Origin of the sequence: Algihabitans sp. (genome assembly GCF_965226985.1) — a bacterium.
Taxonomy (GTDB): domain Bacteria; phylum Pseudomonadota; class Alphaproteobacteria; order Kiloniellales; family DSM-21159; genus Algihabitans.
This window is the reverse complement of sequence record NZ_OZ245712.1, coordinates 4,369,369-4,392,435: the sequence shown is the minus strand read 5'-3', so window position 1 is coordinate 4,392,435 and position 23,067 is coordinate 4,369,369. Positions and strand designations below refer to the sequence as shown.

The 23,067-nt window shown below is 63.5% G+C and carries 20 protein-coding genes; 9 read left to right on the top strand and 11 right to left on the bottom strand.

The annotated features are described in order from the left end of the window. Window positions 1-135: 135 nt before the first annotated feature. The 6 genes from secA (at window position 136) to ACO054_RS20150 (ending at window position 8,533) form a co-directional block, all read left to right on the top strand. Window positions 136-2,898 carry a preprotein translocase subunit SecA gene (secA, locus tag ACO054_RS20175; RefSeq protein ID WP_421708381.1) on the top strand — a complete coding sequence of 921 codons (2,763 nt, stop codon included), beginning with the start codon at window positions 136-138 and terminating at the stop codon, window positions 2,896-2,898. A 165-nt stretch (window positions 2,899-3,063) separates the two neighbouring features. Continuing rightward, window positions 3,064-3,807 carry a TerB family tellurite resistance protein gene (locus ACO054_RS20170; protein WP_421708380.1) on the top strand — a complete coding sequence of 248 codons (744 nt, stop codon included), beginning with the start codon at window positions 3,064-3,066 and terminating at the stop codon, window positions 3,805-3,807. Between the two features lie 218 nt (window positions 3,808-4,025). Continuing rightward, on the top strand, window positions 4,026-5,885 hold the full coding sequence (locus ACO054_RS20165; RefSeq protein ID WP_421708379.1) for an ATP-binding cassette domain-containing protein: 1,860 nt from the start codon (window positions 4,026-4,028) through the stop codon (window positions 5,883-5,885). Further along, a complete protein-coding gene (locus ACO054_RS20160) occupies window positions 5,882-6,772 on the top strand; it encodes a DMT family transporter (protein WP_421708378.1) in 891 nt (296 codons plus the stop codon). Before ACO054_RS20165 ends, ACO054_RS20160 begins: the two co-directional genes overlap by 4 nt. Continuing rightward, window positions 6,772-7,470: an N-acetylmuramoyl-L-alanine amidase gene (locus tag ACO054_RS20155; RefSeq protein WP_421708377.1), complete on the top strand. Its 699-nt coding sequence runs from the start codon at window positions 6,772-6,774 to the stop codon at window positions 7,468-7,470. The genes ACO054_RS20160 and ACO054_RS20155 overlap by 1 nt, the downstream gene beginning before the upstream one ends. 94 nt (window positions 7,471-7,564) lie before the next feature. Continuing rightward, a complete protein-coding gene (locus ACO054_RS20150; RefSeq protein WP_421708376.1) occupies window positions 7,565-8,533 on the top strand; it encodes an ArsR/SmtB family transcription factor in 969 nt (322 codons plus the stop codon). A 31-nt stretch (window positions 8,534-8,564) separates the two neighbouring features. Here ACO054_RS20150 and ACO054_RS20145 read toward each other — a convergent pair whose 3' ends face one another. Beyond that, complete coding sequence (locus ACO054_RS20145) at window positions 8,565-8,753, bottom strand: hypothetical protein (protein WP_421708375.1); 189 nt, start codon at window positions 8,751-8,753, stop codon at window positions 8,565-8,567. Window positions 8,754-9,181: 428 nt separating this feature from the next. Between ACO054_RS20145 and ACO054_RS20140 the strand changes: the two genes are divergently transcribed. Both ACO054_RS20140 and ACO054_RS20135 read left to right on the top strand, forming a co-directional pair. Then, window positions 9,182-9,802 carry a TetR/AcrR family transcriptional regulator gene (locus tag ACO054_RS20140; protein WP_421708374.1) on the top strand — a complete coding sequence of 207 codons (621 nt, stop codon included), beginning with the start codon at window positions 9,182-9,184 and terminating at the stop codon, window positions 9,800-9,802. Window positions 9,803-9,941: 139 nt separating this feature from the next. Beyond that, window positions 9,942-10,343 (top strand): DUF2852 domain-containing protein, encoded by a 402-nt coding sequence (locus tag ACO054_RS20135; protein WP_421708373.1) that lies wholly within the window; start codon window positions 9,942-9,944, stop codon window positions 10,341-10,343. A 113-nt stretch (window positions 10,344-10,456) separates the two neighbouring features. Here ACO054_RS20135 and ACO054_RS20130 read toward each other — a convergent pair whose 3' ends face one another. The 8 genes from ACO054_RS20130 to ACO054_RS20095 all read right to left on the bottom strand — a co-directional run bounded on the left by ACO054_RS20130 (window position 10,457) and on the right by ACO054_RS20095 (window position 19,122). Continuing rightward, window positions 10,457-12,178: an ABC transporter substrate-binding protein gene (locus ACO054_RS20130; RefSeq protein WP_421708372.1), complete on the bottom strand. Its 1,722-nt coding sequence runs from the start codon at window positions 12,176-12,178 to the stop codon at window positions 10,457-10,459. Between the two features lie 77 nt (window positions 12,179-12,255). After that, on the bottom strand, window positions 12,256-12,537 hold the full coding sequence (locus tag ACO054_RS20125) for a DUF2160 domain-containing protein (protein WP_421708371.1): 282 nt from the start codon (window positions 12,535-12,537) through the stop codon (window positions 12,256-12,258). Window positions 12,538-12,562: 25 nt separating this feature from the next. After that, on the bottom strand, window positions 12,563-13,447 hold the full coding sequence (locus ACO054_RS20120; protein WP_421708370.1) for a carbohydrate ABC transporter permease: 885 nt from the start codon (window positions 13,445-13,447) through the stop codon (window positions 12,563-12,565). A 5-nt stretch (window positions 13,448-13,452) separates the two neighbouring features. Next, window positions 13,453-14,319 carry a carbohydrate ABC transporter permease gene (locus ACO054_RS20115; protein WP_421708369.1) on the bottom strand — a complete coding sequence of 289 codons (867 nt, stop codon included), beginning with the start codon at window positions 14,317-14,319 and terminating at the stop codon, window positions 13,453-13,455. An 8-nt stretch (window positions 14,320-14,327) separates the two neighbouring features. Further along, a complete protein-coding gene (locus ACO054_RS20110) occupies window positions 14,328-15,416 on the bottom strand; it encodes an ABC transporter ATP-binding protein (RefSeq protein WP_421708368.1) in 1,089 nt (362 codons plus the stop codon). Between the two features lie 7 nt (window positions 15,417-15,423). Beyond that, window positions 15,424-16,527 (bottom strand): ABC transporter ATP-binding protein, encoded by a 1,104-nt coding sequence (locus ACO054_RS20105; protein WP_421708367.1) that lies wholly within the window; start codon window positions 16,525-16,527, stop codon window positions 15,424-15,426. 10 nt (window positions 16,528-16,537) lie between these two features. Next, entirely contained in the window at window positions 16,538-18,076 is a 1,539-nt protein-coding gene (gene glpD / locus ACO054_RS20100) for a glycerol-3-phosphate dehydrogenase (protein ID WP_421708366.1), read from the bottom strand. A 278-nt stretch (window positions 18,077-18,354) separates the two neighbouring features. Then, complete coding sequence (locus ACO054_RS20095) at window positions 18,355-19,122, bottom strand: DeoR/GlpR family DNA-binding transcription regulator (protein ID WP_421708365.1); 768 nt, start codon at window positions 19,120-19,122, stop codon at window positions 18,355-18,357. 104 nt (window positions 19,123-19,226) lie between these two features. On the opposite strand from ACO054_RS20095, the gene ACO054_RS20090 reads away from it, so the two are divergent. Further along, a complete protein-coding gene (locus tag ACO054_RS20090; protein WP_421708364.1) occupies window positions 19,227-20,009 on the top strand; it encodes an SDR family NAD(P)-dependent oxidoreductase in 783 nt (260 codons plus the stop codon). Window positions 20,010-20,057: 48 nt separating this feature from the next. Here the strand turns inward: ACO054_RS20090 and ACO054_RS20085 are convergent, their stop codons facing one another. After that, window positions 20,058-21,578: a mannose-1-phosphate guanylyltransferase/mannose-6-phosphate isomerase gene (locus ACO054_RS20085; RefSeq protein ID WP_421708363.1), complete on the bottom strand. Its 1,521-nt coding sequence runs from the start codon at window positions 21,576-21,578 to the stop codon at window positions 20,058-20,060. A 31-nt stretch (window positions 21,579-21,609) separates the two neighbouring features. Further along, window positions 21,610-23,040: a UDP-glucose dehydrogenase family protein gene (locus tag ACO054_RS20080; protein ID WP_421708362.1), complete on the bottom strand. Its 1,431-nt coding sequence runs from the start codon at window positions 23,038-23,040 to the stop codon at window positions 21,610-21,612. Window positions 23,041-23,067: the final 27 nt, after the last annotated feature.

Genomic DNA, 23,067 nt, shown 5'->3' with positions numbered 1-23,067 from the left:
GCCTTTCGTTGACAGGCCAAGCGGTGGCGCATATCTGTCAGCAGCGGACAGCCGCGCCAGTGCCAGGGCCTTTCCACGCGCGCCTTGCCGGACCGGCAGCCCGCCCGTCGCGCGCAATCAAGGACCCCCGACCGAATGCTCCAATCGTTCGCCAAGCGGCTCTTCGGGTCCGCCAACGACCGCCTCGTCAAGTCTTTGCGGAAAGAGGTTGAGCGCATCAACGCGCTCGAGCCCGAGTACGAGGGGCTGAACGACGAACAACTTGCGGCCAAGACTGTCGAATTCCGCGGCCGGCTGGAGCAGGGCGAGAGGCTGGATGCGCTGCTGAGCGAAGCCTTCGCCGCCGTGCGAGAGGCGGCCAAGCGTACACTGGGGCAACGTCATTTCGATGTTCAATTGATCGGCGGCATGGTTCTGCATCGCGGCGACATCGCCGAGATGAGGACCGGCGAGGGCAAGACCCTGGTCGCCACACTGGCCGTCTATCTGAATGCTCTACCGGGCAAGGGCGTTCATGTCGTCACGGTGAACGACTACCTCGCGCGGCGCGACAGCGCCTGGATGGGCGCGATCTACCGCTTCCTGGGCCTGGAAGTGGGCTGCATCGTTCATGGCCTCACCGACGTGGAGCGACGCGCCGCCTATGCGGCCGACGTCACTTACGGCACCAACAACGAGTTCGGCTTCGACTACCTGCGCGACAACATGAAGTTCAGGCTCGAGGACATGGTCCAGCGAGACCCGTACTTCGCCATCGTCGACGAGGTCGACTCAATCCTGATCGACGAGGCGCGCACGCCGCTAATCATCTCCGGCCCGGCCGAGGACTCCAGCGAACTCTATAAGGCGACCGACAAGGTCGTGCCGCGCCTGGAAGAAGAACACTGGGAGAAGGACGAGAAGGCGCGCTCCGTCACGCTGACAGACAGCGGAACGGAGCGGGTCGAGGAGATCCTGACCGAATTGGGTATGATGGAGAGCGGATCGCTCTACGACGTTCACAACATCGGTCTGCTGCACCACGTCAATCAGGCGCTGCGTGCGCACAAGCTGTTCAACCGCGACACCGACTACATCGTCAAGAACGACAAAGTCGTAATCATCGACGAGTTCACGGGGCGCATGATGGAGGGCCGGCGTTACTCCGACGGCTTGCATCAGGCCCTGGAGGCCAAGGAGGGTGTGACGGTTCAGATGGAGAACCAGACACTGGCCTCCATCACCTTCCAGAATCTGTTCCGCGCCTATCCCAAGCTGGCCGGCATGACCGGCACGGCCATGACCGAGGCCGACGAGTTCCGGGAAATCTATGACCTGGAAGTCATCGACGTTCCGACCAACAAGGCGGTCGCCCGCCAGGACAACGACGACGAGGTCTATCGTTCGGCTCGCGAGAAGTACGAAGCGATCGCCAAACAGATCGAAGAGTGCCGTGTCCGCAAGCAACCCGTCCTGGTCGGCACCGTTTCGATCGAAAAGTCCGAATACCTGGCGGACCTGCTCAAGAAGAAGCGCATTCCGCACAACGTCCTGAACGCCCGCTATCACGAGCAGGAGGCCTTCATCATCGCCCAGGCCGGTGCGCCGGGCGCGGTGACAATCGCCACCAACATGGCGGGCCGCGGTACGGACATCCAACTCGGCGGAAATGTCGAGATGCGAATCCAGCAGGAAGCCGAACCGATCGAGGACGAAACCAAGCGACAGAAGAAGATCGGCGAGATCGAGACCGAGGTCGAAGCCAACCGGGAGATCGTGAAGCAAGCCGGCGGACTTTTCGTGCTTGCAACCGAGCGGCACGAGAGCCGTCGTATCGACAACCAGTTGCGCGGCCGCTCCGGCCGTCAGGGCGACCCCGGCGCCTCCAGCTTCTTCCTGTCCCTCGAAGACGATCTGATGCGGATCTTCGGCTCCGAGCGGATGGAATCCATGCTGAAACGACTCGGACTGGAGGAAGGCGAAGCCATCACCCATACCTGGGTGAACAAGGCGCTTGAGAAGGCACAGTCGAAGGTCGAGGCGCGAAACTTCGAGATTCGCAAGAATCTGCTCAAGTTCGACAACGTCATGAACGACCAGCGCAAGGTGGTCTTCGAACAGCGTCGCGACCTGATGCGCGCCGAGGACGTACAAGAAGCCGTCTCCGAGATGCGTCAGCAGGTGGTGGACGACCTGGTGACGCGCTGCATCCCGAAGGAAGCCTACGCCGAGCAGTGGGATATCACCCTGCTCCATGAGGAGGCTCTGCGACTGTTCGGCCTCGATCTGCCGGTACACGACTGGGCGGCTGAGGAAGGGATCGCCGATCAGGAGATCCGCGAGCGCCTGAGCCGGACGGTCGAGGAGAAGATGGCGGCCAAGACCGCAAATCTGGGGCCGCAGATCATGCGGACCGCCGAGAAGCACGTGCTGCTGACAGTGCTGGACAAGCAGTGGAAGGACCACTTGCTGTCACTCGATCACCTGCGTCAGGCCGTCGGACTGCGCGCCTATGCCCAGCGCGATCCCCTCAACGAATACAAGCGCGAAGCCTTCGAACTGTTCGAAGAGATGCTGGCGCAGGTGCGTGAGGAGACGATCTCCCTGCTTGCGCGCATCGAGATCCGGCCGCAAATGGCCATCGAGCAACTGACGCCGCAGCGTCCCTCAACCCAAATGGTGGAGGGACGACAGGACCCGGCTCTCGCTGGGATGGCTCCGGCCGGCGAGCCTGAAATGGCGATGGCCGGAGGCCAGCAGGCGCGTGGCAGTACTGCCGTGGCCGAAGCGGCGCGCCCGGTGGCGGGCGCACAGCCCGATCCGAACGATCCGGCGACCTGGGGCAAGGTCCAGCGCAACGCCCCCTGCCCCTGCGGCTCCGGCAAGAAATTCAAGCACTGCCACGGTAAGATCTCCTAAGCGGGGACACGAGAGCTTGCCCGGAAGCACCGGCTTCGCTTGCCCCTAGGCAGCCGGCCGGGAGATGATGGTGGCGAGACAACAGGGGGCAAAACACAACCGGGCACGGCGCGGCGCCTCAGAGCGATACGCCGGCCCAGAAGACGGGGCTGCAGACCGCGCGGTATGTCGATCTGGGGGAAGATTATCGGGGCAGGCGCTGGATTCGCGGTGGGCGGTCCCTTAGGCGCGCTGATCGGCGGCCTGGCCGGCCATGCCGTCGATGTAATGCGGACTCAGACGGCCGAGCAAGCCAGCGGCCAGCCGCAGGCTGACGGCACCAAGTCGATCGCCTTCACGATGGGGGTCATCGTCCTCGGCGCCAAGATGGCCAAGGCCGACGGCCGGGTCACGCCCGACGAAGTGGCCGCCTTCAAGGAAGTCTTCCGAGTTCCACCGGACGAGATGAAGAACGTCGGGCGGATCTTCAATCGCGCGCGCAAGGACTCGAGCGGCTTCGAGCCTTACGCGCGCCAGCTCGGCGGCATGTTTCGGGAGAATCCCGCCGTGCTGGAAGAGCTGCTCGACGGGCTTTTCCATATCGCCCGGGCCGATGGCCGCATTTCTGCGGAAGAGGTCAACTACCTGGCCGCTGTCTCTCGCGAGTTCGGCTTGTCGGAAACGACGTGGAGTCGCATCCGCGAAGCCAACATGGGTCCAGACCAAGGCGACCCCTACACCATCCTGGGCATCAAGCACGAGGCCAGCGACGAAGACGTGAAGACGGCCTACCGACAGCTGGTGCGCGAGAATCATCCAGACCGCCTGGTCGCTCAAGGCCTGCCGCCCGAGTTCGTCGAGTTGGCAAACGAGAAGCTGGCAACCATCAATCAGGCCTACGAGAAGATTCGGAAAGCCAGAGGCCTCTAAGAAACTGTTTGAGAATAGGCCTGAAGGCCCATTCTCGGGTCTGTTCCGTCCCTCTCCCCCACCCGGCCACCCATTCAGGATACTGTCGTTGGGTGGCCGGGTGGGGGAGAGGGACGGAACAGAGCAGTCTCAAAGGGCCTCTAAAAGCCTTAATGCAACGGCGCCATGCGGAAAGCTGGCTGGCAAAAGCTGCAGTCCGATTGCTATCTCTGCGTAGCATGGCCGCACAACCGCCCCTCATCGCCCTGAAAGACGCCCGCCTCGGCTTCGGTGGCAAGCCTCTGTTCGAGGGCCTGGATCTCGCCTTGAGTCGCGGCGAGCGCGCGGCCTTGGTCGGGCGGAACGGCAGCGGCAAGTCGACGCTTCTTAAAGTGCTCGCCGGATCGGTGGAGTTGGATCGTGGCAGCCGAAGTCTGCAAGCCGGAACCGGCGTGGGCTACCTGCCGCAGGCGCCGCTGCTGCCGGCGGACCAGACGGTGCTCGACTACGTCGCAGACGGCCTGTCACAGGACGATCCGGCCCGCCGCGCTTCAGCCGAATCTTCATTGGACCGGCTATCTTTGGACGGAGCCGCGAAACTGGGAACCCTTTCGGGCGGCGAGGGGCGGAGGGCCGCCCTCGCCCGGGCGCTGGTTATCGATCCCGAACTGCTGCTGCTGGACGAGCCGACCAACCACCTGGATCTCCCGACCATCGCCTGGTTAGAGGGCGAACTGGCGCGTTTCCGCGGTGCGCTGCTACTCATCAGTCACGACCGCACTTTCTTGGCCAAGGTGTCCAACCGCACCCTCTGGCTCGACCGTGGCAAGACCCATCGCCTGGACAAGAGCTTCGCCGCTTTCGAGGCTTGGGCCGAGGAGATTCGGGCAGCAGAGGCCCGGGATCTGGAGCGTCTGGGCAAGAGCATCGAGCGCGAGGAACACTGGTTGCACCGTGGCGTGACCGCCCGCCGCAAACGCAACATGGGCCGCCTGGCGCGCCTGAAGGATCTGCGGGCCAACCGCGCCAGCTTGCTGAGGTCCCAGCCCGGCCAGGTGGAGATGACGGCGGCCCAAGCCGGCAGCAGCGGCAAGCTGGTGATCGAGGCCGAGCACCTGAGCAAAGCCTATGAACAGCCAGACGGTAGGCATCGCCCCGTTCTCCGAGACTTCTCGACCCGCGTTCTGCGCGGTGACCGCATCGGCGTGGTCGGCCGCAACGGGGCAGGCAAGACGACGCTGATCAACCTGCTGCTCGGCCGCTTGCAACCGGACAGCGGCAGTCTGCGGCTCGGCACCAACCTGGAAATCGCAGTTTTCGACCAGCGCCGAGAAAGCCTGGATCCCGACGCGACGCTTTGGAAGACCCTGGCGCCGGACGGAGGCGACTCCGTGATGGTCGGCGATCGTCAACGCCACGTCGTCGCTTATCTGCGCGACTTCCTGTTTGAGGAAAGCCAGGTGAAACAGCCGGTCAAGGCCCTGTCGGGCGGCGAGGCCAACCGACTGCTTCTCGCCCGCCTGCTCGCCAGACCGTCCAACTTGCTGGTGCTCGACGAGCCGACCAACGACTTGGATATGGATACCCTGGACCTCCTCGAAGAGGTTCTCGGCGACTATCAGGGCACGCTCATTCTGGTCAGCCACGACCGCGACTTCCTGGACCGACTCTGTACCTCGGTGATCCTCATGGACGGCGCCGGCGGGGCCGAGGAGTATCCCGGCGGGTTCAGCGATGCCGTGCGCCAGGCCGGTGGACTGCCCGACGCACGAAGGGTGGGGTCGGACGGGCCGCAGAGTTCGGCGAGATCCGCCAAGTCCAAGCCGTCGGCCAAGCCGAAGAGCGGCTCCTCCGGCAAACTCTCCTATCGGGAACAACGGGAGCTCGACGGCCTGCCAGATGCCATCGCCAAGCTGGAGGCGGAGATCGACCGGCTTCAGGCGACCCTTGCCGATCCAGCGCTCTACAGTCGCGATCCGGACGGCTTCGGCAAAGCCACCGACGCGCTCGCAGCGGCGACGCAGGCCCTCGCCGCCACCGAAGAGCGCTGGCTGGAACTGGAGCAGAAGCGCGAAGAGCTGGCGGCAGGCACCGCATGATCCACTTCGCGATCGCGCCACGAGACGTGGCCGCCTTTGTACTTGTCATGGCGATCTGGGGCTTCAATTTCGCCGTGGTCAAGACAGGCCTGGAAACCTTTCCACCGATCTTCATGACGGCTCTGCGCTTCGCCCTGGTCGCCGCAGTGCTGCTGCCCTTCGTCGCGGTTCCGCGCGGGCAGTTTCTCGGCGTCTTTCTCGTTTCCGTCACCCTGGGCTTCCTGCATTTCTCGCTGATGTTCACGGGTCTGAGCGGCATAGACGCTTCGACTGCGGCAATCGCGATACAGCTGCAGGTCCCCTTCGCGGCCTTGCTCGCCGCCTTTGTCTTCGGGGACAGGCTCGGTTGGCGGCGGGCACTCGGCATGACCATTGCCTTTGCGGGCGTGGCCGTCATTGCCGGTGAACCCGAAATGGCCGGCAGCTACCTGTCGCTCGGCCTGGTCGTCACAGCGGCAATGATCTTCGCCGTCTCCAACATCCAGGTGAAGAAACTCGACAGCCTCCATGGCTGGACCGTCGCCGGCTGGATGAGTTTTTTCGCGGTACCGCAGTTGCTTGCCGCCTCCTTCATCCTGGAGGAAGATCAGCTTGACTCCCTGCAGGCGGCCGACTGGCTGGCCTGGGCCTGCATCGCCTACAATGCAATTGTGGTCATGGTCATCGGCTACGGGCTCTGGTATCGGCTGCTACGTCGCTACGAGGTCAATACAGCCATGCCCTTCACCTTGCTGGTGCCGCTGTTCGGCGTGCTGACAGGAGTTTTGGTGCTGGGCGAAACCCTGACCCTGAGTCTGATCCTCGGCGGGCTGCTGACGGTTGCCGGTGTCGGTATCATCATTCTGCGGCGCCCCAGGGTCGTGGCACCGGAAGCGGATCGAGTCTGATGGTCGCCCTGATCGACCGACCTTCGCCCAACCACGATGCCCGCCCGGAACGCGGTGGCGAACCCTGCCCACCGGACCTGTTGCTGCTTCACTACACAGGGATGCAAACCGGGCAAGCTGCGCTGGAGCGACTGTGCGATCCAGTCGCAAAGGTTTCGGCCCACTACCTGATTGAGGAAGACGGACGCGTGTTCCGCCTAGTGCCGGAGCATCGCAGGGCCTGGCATGCCGGCGTCGCCTTCTGGGCCGGGGTTACCAATGTCAACGGCTGTTCCCTGGGTATCGAACTGGTCAATCCGGGCCACGAATTCGGCTATCGCGCCTTTCCGGAATCTCAGATGACGGCCCTGAGCGAGCTTCTTCATGTGCTGAAGGCGAAGTACGGCATAGCACCGGCGCGTATCGTCGGTCACTCCGATGTGGCACCGCTGCGCAAGACCGATCCGGGGGAGCTTTTCGACTGGCCCCGTCTGGCCGCGGAGGGCTTGGCGCAAGCGATTCCGGAGCCGCGGCAGGTTGTACCCGAGCCGGCGACCGCACGCGGACATTTGGCCGAACTGGGCTATGGCTTTCTGCAGGACGACTTCAGCGCCGTGGTCGCGGCCTTCCAAAGGCGTTTCCGCCCGGCGAGGGTTACCGGCATCTTGGACGACGAGACAGCCGGCCTGCTGGCAGCGCTGGTGGAGACCCAAGAGTAACACGCTGCTGCATCGCAACATGCTTATATGCTGATTTGTCCGCCTACTTCGCATAGATTGCAGGCTGTCTGCGGATCAAGGACAGCGTAAAGCGTTGAGCGAGACCCTAAATCTCGAAGGCATGATGCGAGAGGCGCGCGCGCTCGCGGATCCGACCCGGCTGCGCATCGCCAACCTTCTGGCCCAAGCACAACTTAACGTCACCGAGCTCTGCGTGATCGTCGGGCAATCCCAGCCAGGCGTGTCCCGTCATCTCAAGATCCTGGTCGAAGCGGGATTGATCAGCCGGCAGCGCGAGGGAAACTGGGCGCTTTACCACCTACCGCCGCAGCAACTCCGCCGCACCTTAGCCGGCGATCTGATCGCCCGGCTGGATTCGGCCGACACACAGATCGCTCTCGATCTCGCACGTTTGGCAGAAGTGCAGAGCCAGAGGGCGGCTCAGGCAGAGGCCTATTTCCGCAGAGCTGCCGGCGAATGGGATTCGATCCGCCGCCTCTACATCGACGAAGCCAAGGTGGAAGCCGCGCTGCAACGGCAGCTTCCGCCCGGACCGCTGGGCGAGATCGTCGATATCGGAACTGGGACCGGTCGCATTCTCGGGCTTCTGGCCGAACGGGCCGAGCGAGGCATCGGCATCGATACCAGCCGCGAGATGCTGACGGTCGCGCGGGCGACTCTGGAACGCCAGGGACTGCGTCACGTAGAGGTGCGGCACGGCGACATGACCCAGTTACCGCTACCCAGCAGCACCTTCGATCTCGCCACGCTGCACATGGTTCTGCACTACGCCGCCGACCCGGCACGCGCCATAGCCGAGGCCGCCCGTGTCCTAAAACCCGGCGGCCGCCTGATCATCGTGGATTTCGCACCTCACAAAGAGGAACGTCTGCGCGCCGAGCACGCTCACCGCTGGCTGGGATTTGCCGAGGACGCCATCGCGGAGTGGTTGACCGAAGCCGGCCTCGGAACAACCACCAGCGAGTATTTGCCGGCCGACCCTCTCACGGTGATCGTCTATCTCGCCACCAAAGACGGCTTGGCTCTGGCGCAAGCGTCCTAAGGCCTCAGAGAGTCGTCGTAAGCGGAAGAGCTTAGCTTGCGGCTCGCATATCGCTTGGCTCACCCGCCCACCAGCGGACAAGATAGATCGCCTCGTCGGCCGCCAGTTCAGGGTGTGCACGCAGCAGAGCATCCGTCATGCGCCGCAGGCGCGTCCGGGCATCGGGAGCGTTTGCAAGCCTTGCATCCAATTCGCCCAGCTCGGTTGCGTAATCCGTCATTCTGACCATCAGCCCATCCCCATCCAATGCCTGCATCCCAGCGCACGAAGCGCCAGATCGAAACCCCACTACAAAGTTATCTTACGAAAGCACTAATGCTTAGCAAAAAAAACATAGACATACCTCATAAGCCGCAGACGCAGGCGATGGAACTAACAATTTTGAGGTATCGCAGGAGGAACCTCGCAAGGCCCTGATTCCACGAAAGAATTAAAGTCGTATCCAGAGGATAAATCTCGGCAGCCGATAGGACGACGGGCCAGACTCGTCCCCGCCCGACCGACCGGCTGGATGCGACAGAGCGACCTGCCGCGTTATCGGCGCTCCGCCGATAGCCTTCGGCGCTGCAGGCAGACGACTGTCGTTGCCGCCTATGTGAATCAGCTTTACATGAAGTGCGGTCTGCTGATCTGGAGTCGAAGGGGCCCATGCCACGTCGGAGCTACCATCATGGCAACCTGCGCGAGGCGCTGGTTCAGGCCGCGCTCGACCTGATCGCATCCAAGGGACCGGCCGGCTTTACCTTCGCCGAGGCGGCTCGTTCGGCTGGCGTCAGTCCGGCCGCGCCCTACCGTCACTTTCGCGACCGAGACGCCCTTCTGGCCGATGTCGCACATCAGGGCTTCGAACGCTTCGAAGCCTTCCTGGCAACGGCCTGGAACGACGGGCGGCCGGACCCGCGCACGGCCTTCAGCAATCTGGGTAAAGCCTATCTCGCTTTCGCGCGCACGGAACCCGCCTACTATTCGGCGATGTTCGAAGCCGGCGTGCCGGCCTCCGACCACCCCGAGCTTCGCAAGGCATCGGACCGCGCCTTCGCCGTCGTCCGCACGGCCTCCGAGGCCCTCTGCGCGAGCTTGCCGAGGGAAAGCCGCCCACCGGCTCTGATGATGGCACTGCACATCTGGGCGACGTCCCACGGAATCGCCTCCCTGTTCGCCCGCGGCGATACCAGCCGGCGCAGTCTGCCGATGAGCCCGGAGGATCTGCTGGAGGCCGCCATGCTGATCTATCTACAAGGCCTTGGACTGGACGCCGCCAAGCCCTGAAACACCATCGGAAACCCTGCCCGCCAATCGAAAAAGCGGCGGCAGGGCGAAAACCGTCAGTTCCATCTCTTGAAAGCTGGCCAGTGACGTCCAACTTATGTGAATGTCAATAACATTAACATTACCTGGAGCATGCGGCATGGATATCGCAGCGAAGCTCGACAGCTTCGGGAAGCCCGCCTGGATCGCCGTCATGGTGCTGGGCTTCATTCTTTTCTGGCCGATCGGGCTGGCCCTTCTTGGATACATGATCTGGAGCGGACGCATGGGCTTTTGGAAACGAGACGGGTTTGGAGAATTCGGTAAGGCGCGTGGGCGCTGGTATGGGCTGGATGGCAGCAAGGGGTCGAGCGGCAACAGAGCCTTCGACGAGTACCGCGAAGACACTCTTCGGCGGCTGGAGGACGAGCAGAAGGAGTTCCAGGACTTCCTGGAACGGCTGCGCCACGCTCGCGACAAGGCGGAGTTCGACCAGTTCATGGCCGACCGCCGCAGCCGAGGTGGCCCCGCCTCCGAAGAGGCCAGACCTCAAGAGGGCTGAACTGGGAGCGGTCGCGACCCGCAGCGGAACGAAAAGGGGCCGGGTGGCATCGCCACCCGGCCCCAAGTCTTTCGTAGAAGCGGTTGATCGAAACCGCTCGAAAGCCGGAAGCTCTACTGCGCGCTGGCGTCCTGCCAGGACTTGACCAACTCGTCGTAGTTCACGGTGATCGGCTCGGGATCTTCATTTTCGAGGCGCGGCTTCGGTGCGCCCGCTTCGGCGAACCACTCTTCGGGATCGCGCGGCTCGTTCATCAGCGGACCGATGTCGCCGAGTACGCCAGAGCGCTCCAGACGCTCCAGCACCCGCTCCTGTTCGGCGCAAAGCCGGTCCATGGCTTCCTGAGCCGTGGCGGCCCCGGACGAGGCGTCGCCAATGGACTGCCACCAGAGCTGCGCCAAACGCGGATAGTCCGGCACGTTGGTCCCGGTCGGGGTCCACTGCACGCGCGCCGGCGAGCGGTAGAACTCTACCAAACCGCCGAGGTTGGGAGCCCGCTCGGTGAAGCTGTCGTGGCGAATGGTGGATTCGCGCACGAAGGTCAGTCCGACATGCGACTTCTTCACGTCGACGGTCTTGGAGGCGATGAACTGGGCGTAGAGCCAGGCGGCCTGGGCCCGGTCCACCGGCGTCGACTGCAGCAGCGTGATGGAGCCGGCATCCTGGTAGCCCAGCTTCATGCCATCTTCCCAATAGGCACCGCGCGGAGAGGGCGCCATACGCCACTTCGGCGTGCCGTCCTCGTTCACCACGGGCAGACCATCGGCGACCATGTCGGCCGTGAAGGCGGTGTACCAGAAGATCTGCTGAGCGACATTGCCCTGGGCCGGAACGGGGCCGGCCTCGGAGAAGGTCATGCCGGGCGCTTCCGGCGGCGCGAAGTTACGCAGCCACTCGACGTACTTGTCGACCGAGTAAACGGCCGCCGGGCCGTTGGTCGCCCCGCCACGCGCAACGCAGGAACCGACCGGCCGCGAATTCTCATCGACGCGAATGCCCCACTCGTCGACCGGAACGCCGTTGGGAATACCGGTGTCCCCGGCTCCGGCCATCGACAGCCAGGCGTCGGTGAAGCGCCAGCCCAGCGAGGGGTCGCGCCGACCGTAGTCCATATGTCCGAAGACCTCCTGGCCGTCGATCTCGCGACCGGTGAAGAATTCGGCAATGTCTTCGTAGGCCGACCAGTTGACCGGCACGCCCAGCTCGTAGCCGTACTGCTCGCGGAAGTCGGCCATGATCTCGGGATCGGTGAACCAGTCGTAGCGGAACCAATAGAGGTTCGCGAACTGCTGGATCGGCAGCTGATAGATCTTGCCGTCCGGTGCCGTAGTGAAGCTGATGCCGACGAAGTCCTCGATATCGAGATCGGGATTCGTAACGTCGGCGCCCTCGCCCGCCATCCAGTCGGTCAAGTTACGGACCTGCTGATAACGCCAATGGGTTCCGATCAGATCGGAATCGTTGACGTACATGTCGTAGATGTTTTCACCGGTCTGCATCTGAGTCTGCAGCCGCTCGATGACGTCGCCTTCGCCGATCAGGTCGTGCGTGACCCGGATTCCCGTGATGGCGCTGAAGGCCGGCGCCAAAACTTCGGACTCGTACTTGTGCGTGGTGATGGTCTCCGACACCACGCTGATCTCCATCCCGCTGAAGGGCGCGGCAGCGTCGATGAACCACTGCATCTCGGCTTCCTGCTCGGCTCGCGACAGGGTGGAGAGCTCGCCGATCTCCGCATCGAGGAAGGCCCGCGCCGCCTCCATGTCGGCATGGCCGGGCGTGGCCAATGCCATCAGCGCCGCCGTGGCGACCGCTGTGGTCAGATGTCGTCTCATTGCTGTTCCTCCCAAGTTAAACGCTTCTTTGCTTCCCGCACTGGACGCCGGCGCCCTGAGCGGAGTTTCGAACCCAGTCATGCAAAGCGGAACACCGCGACCGCATAGAGCAGGCAAACGATCAGTGCACCCCAGACCGGCGGGCCGAGAAGTCCCAGCCAAGCCAAAGAGATGAAGGCCGAGCCGAGCAGACTGATAAACAGCCGGTCGCCGCGCGTGGTTTCGAAGCCGAGAATCCCGACACGTGGACCGCCGCCCGGCCTGACGTATTCCCAAGCGCCCATGCCAAGCAGCAAGACGGCGATCGTCACGAAGAAAATCGCGGTCGGCCAAGTCCAGGCCATCCAGGAAAGATCCATCGACGCAGCCCCCTTTGCCGTCAGCCTAGACCCGCCCGAGGGCAAAGCCCTTGGCGATGTAGTTGCGGACGAAATAGATGACGAGCGCCCCAGGCACGATGGTCAGGATACCCGCTGCGGCGAGCACCCCCCAATCCATGCCGGCGGCACTGACCGTTCGGGTCATCGTCGCGGCGATCGGCTTGGCATCGACCGAGGTCAGCGTCCGACTCAGCAGCAGTTCGACCCAGGAGAACATGAAGCAGAAGAAGGCCGCGACGCCGATACCGCTGGCGATCAAGGGCATGAAGATCTTCACGAAGAACTTCGGGAAGGAGTAGCCGTCGATGTAGGCCGTCTCATCGATCTCCTTCGGTACGCTCGACATGAAGCCCTCCAGGATCCAGACGGCCAAAGGGACGTTGAAGAGACAGTGAGCGAGCGCCACGGCGATGTGGGTATCAAACAGACCGATCGACGAATAGAGCTGGAAGAACGGCAGCGCGAAGACTGCCGGCGGCGCCATGCGGTTGGTCAGCAGCCAGAAGAAGAGATGCTTGTCACCCAGGAAGCGGTAGCGCGAGAAGGCGTAGGCAGCCGGCAGCGCCACGGCGACGGAAATCACCGTATTCATAACCACGTAGGTGATCGAGTTGATGTAACCCGTGTACCAGGCCGGATTGGTGAAGATTTCCCGGTAGTTCGCGAGCGTCGGTTCCTGCGGCCAGAGCGTGAAGGAGGAGAGAATCTCCTCGTTCGTCTGTAGCGACATGTTGAACAGCCAATAGATCGGCAGCAGCAGGAAGACGATGTAGAGCGTCGGCACCAGCCAGCTGAGCGGGATCCTGCGCCCCTGAGGAACCGAGGCGGAGCGAGCGCTCGCCCCTGCCGAATGCCGCCGCGCGGCTGTTGGAGAGGTCGTTTCCACCATCCGTCCTACCGCTCCCGGTCCAGATTGGTCATGACGGTGTAGAAGACGTAGGACAGCGCCAGGATAATCAGGAAGTAGATGATCGACATGGCCGCAGCCGGGCCGAGATCGAACTGTCCGATGGCCATCTTCACCAGATCAATCGACAGGAAGCTGGTCGCACTGCCGGGCCCGCCGCCAGTCACCACAAAGGGCTCGGTATAGATCATGAAGCTGTCCATGAAGCGCAGCAGGATGGCGATCAGCAACACCCGATGCATCTTGGGAAGCTGGATGTAGCGGAACACGGCCCAGCGCGAAGCGCCGTCGATCTTTGCCGCCTGATAATAGGCATCTGGGATCGAGACCAGGCCGGCATAGCAAAGCAAGACGACCAGGCTCGTCCAATGCCAGACATCCATGACCACGACCGTGATCCAGGCATCCACCGGATCCTGGGTGTAGTTGTAGTCGATGCCGAGGTTGAAGAGCGTGTGACCGAGCAGACCGATGTCGACCCGCCCGAAGATCTGCCAGATCGTACCGACCACGTTCCAGGGAATCAGGAGCGGCAGCGCCATCAGCACCAAACAGACCGGTACGCCCCACCCCTTACGCGGCATGGCGAGCGCAACGGCGATTCCGAGCGGTATCTGGATCGCCAAGATTGTACCGGTGAAGAGGAACTGTCGAAGAAGCGCCTGGTGGAACCGCTCAGACTCCAGAACCTGGACGTACCATTCCAGCCCGGCCCAGAAGAAGACGTTGTTCCCAAAGGTGTCCTGGACCGAATAGTTGACCACCGTCATCAGCGGAATGACGGCCGAGAAAGCGACCAGCACCAGCACAGGCAGAACGAAAAGCCAGGCCTTGTTGTTCTGCGTTTTCTCCATGGCGCCGTTTAGGCCTCCCCCTCGACGCGGTGTCCATCCGCATAGACGTTCACCCGCTGCGGATCGAAGACGATCTGCAGACCGTCTGCCGGAATCTCTTCCTGCTCTCCGCACATCACTGCAATTTCCCGGTCGCCCAGGCGCGCACGTGCGATCCGGTAGCGGCCGATGTCCTCGACCGACTGTAAAGCCGCCGGTACCCCGCCAGCCTCCCCGTTCCGCGCAATCCGCAGGAATTCCGGACGGATCCCGATCTCGACCTTGGTCGTGCCGGACGGCCGTGCGAAACGCCCGGCCAACGCGATTTCGTGACCGGAGACGCGGGCTCGGTCGCCCTCGATCTCGGCAGGCAGGATGTTCATCCCCGGCGAGCCGATAAAGTAGCCGACAAAGGTGTGCGCCGGCCGCTCGAACAACTCCTCCGGCGTGCCGACCTGGACCACCTCGCCCTCGTACATCACGACCACCTTGTCGGCGAAGGTCAGCGCCTCCGTCTGGTCGTGAGTCACGTAGATCATCGTAAAGTCGAAACGCCGATGCAGGTGCTTCAGTTGAGACCGCAGCAGCCATTTGAGATGAGGGTCGATAACCGTCAAAGGCTCGTCGAAGAGGATCGCCGACGTGTCGGCCCGTACCAAGCCGCGCCCGAGCGAGATCTTCTGCTTGGCATCGGCGGTTAAGCCACGCGCCTTACGGGTCAGAGACTCGCTCAGCTCCAGCATTCCCGCGATCTCTCGCACCCGAGCGTCAATTTCGGCCTCGGGCAGCTTCCGATTCTTCAGCGGGAAAGCCAGATTCTCATAAACCGTCATAGTGTCGTAGATGACGGGAAACTGAAAAACCTGAGCGATGTTGCGCTGCTGAGTCGGCAGTGCCGTGACATCCTCGCCATCGAAAAGGATGCGCCCCTCAGTCGGCGTGACGAGACCGGAAATGATGTTCAACAAGGTGGTCTTGCCGCAGCCCGACGGGCCGAGCAACGCGTAGGCACCACCGTCCTGCCAGACGTGGTCGAGCCGCTTCAGGGCGAAGTCCTGCTCACTCTTTGGGTTCGGTTTGTAGGCGTGGGCGAGGCCCTGAAGGTCGATCCGTGCCATTTTGTGCTCAGGCGGCCTCCGCTCGCGTCGGCGCGACGATCAGGCGCTCTTCGAGATCGAAGACGAAAACGCGCGCAGGGTCGATCCAAACCTGAATCTCGCTGTCCACCGGCAATTCATGAACTCCGTGCCAAATGGCAACCCAGCGCTCTGCACCGAAATCGACGTGGACGAAGCTTTCCGATCCGGTGATCTCGGACACGGCAACTGATGCTGTCACCGCCACTGCGTCGGCGTGCGGTGCGTCAAGATGCAGATGGTGCGGGCGAAAACCCAAGCTGTAGCCACCATCCGGCAGATCGGCCAGCCCGCCGGCCGCTACGCCGGCAGCCGCAAAATCCAGCAAGCCGTCCTGCGAGCGCAGGCGTCCGTCGCGCTTTTCCACCCGTACCACGTTCAACGGCGGGTCCGAGAAGGCGCGCGCTGTGGTCAGGTTGCCCGGGTGGCGATAAACCTCGGCGGTGGGCCCGAACTGTGCGACGCGGCCTTCGTGGAGAGCCGCGGTCTTGCCGCCCAGAAGCAGGGCTTCGCTCGGCTCGGTCGTCGCATAGACGAAGATTGCACCCGACTCCTGGAAGATACGCGGCAGCTCGGCGCGCAGTTCTTCCCGCAGCTTGTAGTCGAGGTTCGCAAGAGGCTCGTCCAGCAACACCAGCTCGGCCCCCTTCACCAGGGCCCGAGCGATGGCCGTGCGCTGCTGCTGACCGCCCGACAGCTCCAGCGGGGTGCGATCCAGCATGGGCGTCAGGCGCAAGAGCTCGGCAGCCTTGCCAACTTCCGCCTCGATCGTCGCCTTGTCCGCGCCCGCCACCTTCAGAGGCGAGGCGATGTTCTCGTAAACCGTCAAGGTCGGGTAGTTGATGAACTGCTGGTACACCATGGCCACGTTGCGCTGACGAACGGGGACGCCCGTGAGATCGCGCCCCTCCATCACCAGCCGGCCGGACGTCGGTTTGTCGAGACCCGCCATCAGGCGCATGAGACTGGTCTTTCCCGAAAGCGTCGGGCCTAGCAGAACGTTGAGACTGCCCCGTTCCAAACGCAGTGAGACGTCCGAGATGTGCGGTTGTTCGGCGACGGTCTTGCCGATCTCGATCAGTTCCAGCGCCATGGGCCCTCTCCTAACCTGCCACCTGCAGGCGGGGGTCCAGGTCCAGTGTCCGAACCCGCTCGACCATCCAGTCGTCGAGCGCAGCGATCTCCGGTTGCGTCATGCGCAAGCCCAGCTTGCTACGGCGCCAGACGACGTCGGAAGCACACCGCGCCCACTCCGCGCGCATCAGGTAATCGACCTCCTTCTCCGTCAGATCGGCACCGAACAAGCGCCCCAGATCGGAGGCCGAGCTGGCTTGACCGAGAAGCTGCCAGCTACGCGTCCCGTAAGCGCGAGCCAGACGCTGTGCCATCGCAGGCTGCAGGAAAGGGTAGTCCTTTATCAGACGCGCGACCAGCACCTCGAAGCCCTCGACATCGAAATCGCCGCCCGGCAGCGTCGTTCCGGCCGTCCAGGCTTGGCCCTTGACTGGAAGGGCTTCCTGCAGCTTGGTCAGGGCCGCTTCGGCCAACCGTCGATAGGTGGTGATCTTACCGCCGAAGATATTCAGCAACGCCGGACCGGAAGCGCCGTCAGGACCTCGTTCGAGCGTCAGCACGTAGTCGCGCGTCGCCTCCTGAGCCTTGGAGGCACCGTCGTCATAGAGCGGACGGACCCCCGAATAGGTCCAGACAACCTGCTCCGGCGTCACCGTTTCCTGGAGGTACTCGCTGACCGCGGCGCAGAGATAGGAGACTTCCTCGGCGCTGATCTCCACCTCTCCGGGGTCGCCGTCCCAATCGCGGTCGGTGGTTCCCACCAAGGTGAAGTCGCGTTCATAGGGAATAGCGAAGATGATTCGGCCGTCAGCGTTCTGGAAGATGTAGGCCTTCTCATGCGCGAAGAGCCGGGGCAAGACGATGTGACTGCCCTGCACCAGGCGAACCTTGCGCGGGGCGTTGGAGCCGAGTGTGGCACTGAGCACCTTGTCGACCCAGGGGCCGGCCGCGTTGACCAGCAGCCGTGCCGACACTGTCTCGCGATGCCCTTCCGCATCCTCCAGAACGACCTGCCAGACAGCACCGTCGCGGCGCGCTTCGGCACAACGGGTACCGACGCGAACTTCCGCTCCCCGTTCGGCCGCGTCCATGGCGTTGAGCACCACCAGGCGCGAGTCCTCTACCCAGCAGTCGGAATACTCAAAACCTTTGCTGTAGGCGTCCGTCAGAGGAACGCCTTCGGGGTCGCGGCGAAGATCGCGCACCCGCGTCGGCGGCAGAAGCTTGCGCCCGCCCAAGTGGTCGTAGAGGAAGAGACCGAGCCTCAGCAGCCAGGCTGGGCGCAGGCCCTTGTGATGCGGCAGGACGAAACGTAGCGGCCAGATAATGTGCGGCGCCATCCGGAGCAGGACTTCGCGCTCGATCAGCGACTCGCGCACCAGCCGGAACTCGTAGTGCTCGAGGTAGCGCAAGCCGCCGTGCACCAGCTTGGTCGAGGCCGCCGAGGTGCCACCCCCGAGATCGCTCTGCTCGCACAGCAAGACCGAGTATCCGCGCCCAACGGCGTCGCGCGCGATACCGCACCCGTTAACGCCGCCACCGATGACGAGGATATCGAAGGTCTTCAAAGGTCCGCTCCCCGCACATGAGTTCAGTCGCGCTGTCGTTTTCCCAGAGACATCTCCGGTGCAGCGGATTTCGTTTCATGCACAGGAATCAGACTAAATTTTCGAAAATCGAAAATCAACTGAGCAATTGACTTTCGATTTTTCTGGAATCGAAAACAATATCGCAAGACTCATAGCCGCTGTGAAGCCAACCCAGCGGCGCTTCGGGAAGCGGACTTGCAGAAATCTATCTTGTATAACAGGCACTTGAACTATACAGGCCGCTAGACACGGCTGGCCTATGATGCGGCGCACGCCTCGATAAGCTTCACATTGGCCTCGGCAAGAGTTGCGCGGAGCGCGGATCCCGGCAGATGGTCAGTCACGAAGACGTCGATGGCCGAGATCGGAGCAATGCGCACCGGAGCCGTGCGCTCAAACTTCGTGGCGTCGGCGACCAAAATAACCTTGCGCGCATTCGCCATGATCGTGCGCGCGACGCTGACCTCGCGATAGTCGTAGTCCATCAGGTCGCCGTTCGCTTCAATCGCCGAAACTCCGATCACGGCATAGTCGACCTTGAAGCGCCGAATGAACTCGACTGCCGCATCGCCGACAATCCCGCCATCCGAGCGCCGCACGACGCCGGAGGCGATGATCACCTCGTGCTTGGGATGGGTGCGCAGGGTATTGGCCACGTTGATGTTGTTAGTGATCGCCAGAATTCCGACGTGATCCCTGAGAGCCTTGGCGACCTCCTCGGTGGTAGTGCCGATGTTGATCAGGATCGAGGAGTCGTTGGGAACCAGCCGAGCCGCCGCCTGCCCGATCGCCTGCTTCGCATCGCGTGCGATCAAACGCCGTGCCTCGTAGCCGACATTTTCGACGGTAGAGCCGATGATTGCCCCACCGTGTATGCGGTCGAGGAGACCACGCTCGCAGAGGTCGTTAAGATCCTTCCGGATGGTCTGAGCCGATACCCCGAACTGAGTCGATAACTCCTCGACAGCAACCCGCCCGCTGTGTTTCGCGATCTCGAGAATCTGATTTTGCCGGTCGATCAACATACGCCCCTGGCTGCTCCGGCAAGGGGTCCGGAACGCCTCCTCCCTCATTTACCGCTAGCATAAGACGACCGACCGGTTTGAAAACGAAAAAGGACGACGCTGCCATGACACTGCCGTTCCACAGGGATCTCTTCGCCGGCCGCCAGGCGCTCGTGACGGGAGCCGGCCGAGGAATCGGTCAGGCCGTCGCGCGCGCGCTGTTGGCCTGCGGCGCCTCCGTAGTCGCCCATGCGGGCGTTGCCGAGCGCGAACGGCAAGACGTCTTTCCAGATCTGACGCCCGAGGAAGCCGCTCGCGTCACGTTGATCGCGGCGGACCTTGCAGCAGCCGAAAGCGCAGGCCGCCTCGTCAAGGCGGCAGCCGATACCCTCGGCGGACTGGATCTGCTGATCAACAACGCCGGCACAATGCTGGGGCGCATGCCGGCCGCCGAGATGACCGCGGGGCACTACGACGCCGTGACCGACCTGAACGCCCGCTCGGTCGTCTTGCTTTCGACAGCGGCGATTCCCTTTCTCCGCGATTCCTCAGCCGCCTCTATCGTCAACACCGTGTCGATCTCCGCCCGTACCGGCGGAAGCCCGGGCTCCTCAATCTACTCGGCGGCAAAAGCCTTCGTCACGACCCATACACGCGCTCTGGCGCGGGAACTCGCACCGGACGGCATCCGGGTCAATGCAGTGTCGCCCGGAACCATCATGACTGATTTCCACCGGCGCTATTCGAGCCCGGAGAAGCTGGAGGCCACGGCGGCGGCGATTCCCATGAAACGGCTCGGAACAGCAGCCGACTGTGTCGGCAGCTATCTGTTTCTCGCATCGCCCGAAGCCTCCGGCTACATCACCGGTCAGGTCATCGAGGTCAACGGCGGCCAATTAATGGCTTAGCGCCATCTTGCGTTGGGTAGAAGCCCACTCGCCTGAAAGGTCAAAACGTCAGGACGCCGTAAGAGTGGGAGTCACACCTGAGTCGGACTCGCTGCGTCCATAGAGGTCGGCGAGACGAACGATGTCGTCCTCCCCCAGATAGGTCCCGCATTGAACCTCAATAATAACCAGAGCCTCATGACCCGGATTATAGAGCTGGTGACGTGTGCCCTGGGGGACGTAGGTCGAGCGATCCGGACCGAGCAAGAAGATCCTTTCACCCAGCGTCACCTCGGCTTCGCCGGAGACCACGACCCAGTGCTCCGAACGATGATGATGATACTGCAGCGAGAGCCGGCCTTCGGGCTGTACGACGATCCGTTTGACCTTGAATCCATCGGCCTCCACCAGCGTTTCGTAACTGCCCCAGGGTCTTCGGATAACCTTGGGGTCCGTTGCCTCGGGCCGTCCCGCGGCGGTCAACCGCTTCGCCAAGTCGCCGATCTCCGCTGCTCGTGCCCGCGGCGCCACCAACAAGGCATCGTGAGTCGAAACCACGATCAAGTTCTCAACGCCCAAGGCCGCGATCAGACGCCCGTCATCCGCCCGAAGGTAGCTGTTGCGCACCTCGGTCAGATGCGCCTCGCCCATCACCGCATTGCCATTGCCGTCCTTCGCCGCGACGGACCAAAGCGCCGGCCAGGCCCCAAGATCGTGCCACCCCACCTCCGCCGGGATGACCGCCGCATGTTCAGTGCGTTCCATCACCGCATAGTCGAGCGAGATGGACGGCGCCGACGCAAACGCAGAGGCCTCCAGTCGCAAGAAATCGAGATCCGCTTGCGCTCCCGCCAAGGCGGCCTCGGCGGCCGTAAGCACCTCCGGGCAATGACGGCGCATTTCTCGCAGCAGCTGGGCAGCGCTGACCACGAACATCCCGCTGTTCCAGAGATAGTCGCCCTCGGCCAAGTAACCGGCCGCAGTCTCCGCATCGGGCTTCTCGACGAAAGCGCACACCTCGCAAGCACCAGCGACTCCCGCAGCCTCTCCCTGCAGCGCCTGGCCAACCTGGATGTAACCGTAACCCGTCTCCGGGCGGTCCGGCACGATGCCAAAGGTTACCAGTCGACCGGTAGTGTCCCCGGTTTCGAAGGCCCCTGGTCCAGCGGCAACAGCCGCAGCCCGCTGTAGCAGGCTGGACAAGACCGCGGCTTCGGCGACGAGGTGGTCGGCCGGCAGCAGGGCCAAAACGGCGGCGGGATCCTCCTTCTGTGCTACCAAAGCTGCGATCGCTGCGGCCGGCGCCGTGTTGCGCCCCTCAGGCTCCAACAAAATCGCGGCGGCCTCCAGATCGGCCTGACGCAGTTCCTCGGCTACCAAGAAACGGTGCTCCAGATTGCAGACGACGATGGGCGGCGCGAAAATACGGCTGTCGGAAACCCGCCGAAGAGTTCTCCGGAAGAGAGGGTCGCCCCCGAGTAGATCGACGAACTGTTTCGGGAAGCTCCGACGCGACAGTGGCCAGAGGCGCGTACCGGAGCCACCCGACAACACGACAGGAACGATCTTGGTCACTGAGCGATCCACCATGGCTCTCTAGTCCTTTACTCTGCCGAATCCTTCACCCTGCGAGACGGTCGGAGACGACTGTGAGATGTGCGGGTTCGGCGGACCGGCTCCGCCCGCGTCCGATACCGGAGTATTTGAAACCAGCTTGTTTGAGTCTTTCTGGGTCGTAGACGTTTCGCAGGTCGACGAGGGCTGGCTGCGTCATGAGTGCCTTGAGGCGGTCGAGGTCGAGGTTGCGGAAGGCGTTCCACTCGGTGAGCAGGACCAGGCAGTCGGCGCCCTCTGCGGTTTCGTAGGGGTCGGCGCACCAGGCGACGTCGTCGAGCAGCTTCTTGGCCTCGCTCATGCCCTCGGGGTCGTAGGCGCGGATGCTGGCGCCGGCGGCCTGCAGGCGCGGGACGATGGCCAGGGCGGGGGCCTCGCGCATATCGTCGGTGTTGGGCTTGAAGGTCAGGCCGAGCAGGCCGACGGTCTTGCCGGCCAGCGTTGCGGTTTGGTTGGGGCCGGTTTGGTTGGAGCCGGCGGCCTCGGCGTCGCCGAGGAAGGCGACCACCCGCTCGGCCATGGCGGCCTTGCGGGCCTCGTTGACCTCGACGGTGGTCTCGACGATGCGCAGCGGCGCCTCGGCCTCCTGGGCGGTGCGCACCAGGGCCAGGGTGTCCTTGGGGAAGCAGGAGCCGCCGTAGCCGGGGCCGGCATGCAGGAACTTGGCGCCGATCCGGCCGTCCAGCCCGATGCCGCGGGCCACCTGCTGCACGTCGCCGCCGACCTGCTCGCAGAGGTCGGCGATCTCGTTGATGAAGGTGATCTTGACCGCCAGGAAGGCGTTGGCGGCGTACTTGATCAACTCGGCCGTCTCCAGGCGGGTGGAGACGATCGGCGTTTCGTTCAGGTAGAGCGGCCGGTAGAGCGCCTTGAGGCAGTCCCGCGCCGCCTCGCTCTCGGCCCCGATCACCACCCGGTCGGGGCGCATGAAGTCCTCGATGGCCGAGCCCTCGCGCAGGAACTCGGGGTTGGAGGCCACGTCGTAGTCGCGGCCCAGCGCCAGGTCGGGGCGGGTTCGTGCCAGCACCTCGGCGACCCGCCGGCCGGTGCCGACCGGCACGGTCGACTTGGTCACGATGCAGGTGAAGCCGGCGCCGGCGGCCGGCAGGGCGCGGGCCACCTCCTCGGCGGCGGCGAAGACGAAGGAGAGGTCGGCATGGCCGTCGCCGCGCCGCGAGGGGGTGCCGACCGCGATGAAGACGGCGTCTGCGCCCTCGACCGCGGCGGCCAGGTCGGTGGTGAAGGACAGCCGGCCGGCGCCGACGTTCTGGGCCACCAAATCCTCCAGGCCGGGCTCGTAGATCGGGATCTCACCGCCCTGCAGCCGCGCGATCTTCTCCACGTCCTTGTCGACACAGACCACCTGCGTGCCGAACTCCGAAAAGCAGGCCCCCGACACCAAACCGACGTAGCCCGTCCCGATCACCGCTACGCGCATCGCTCAATCCCCTTCATTATTCAGAAA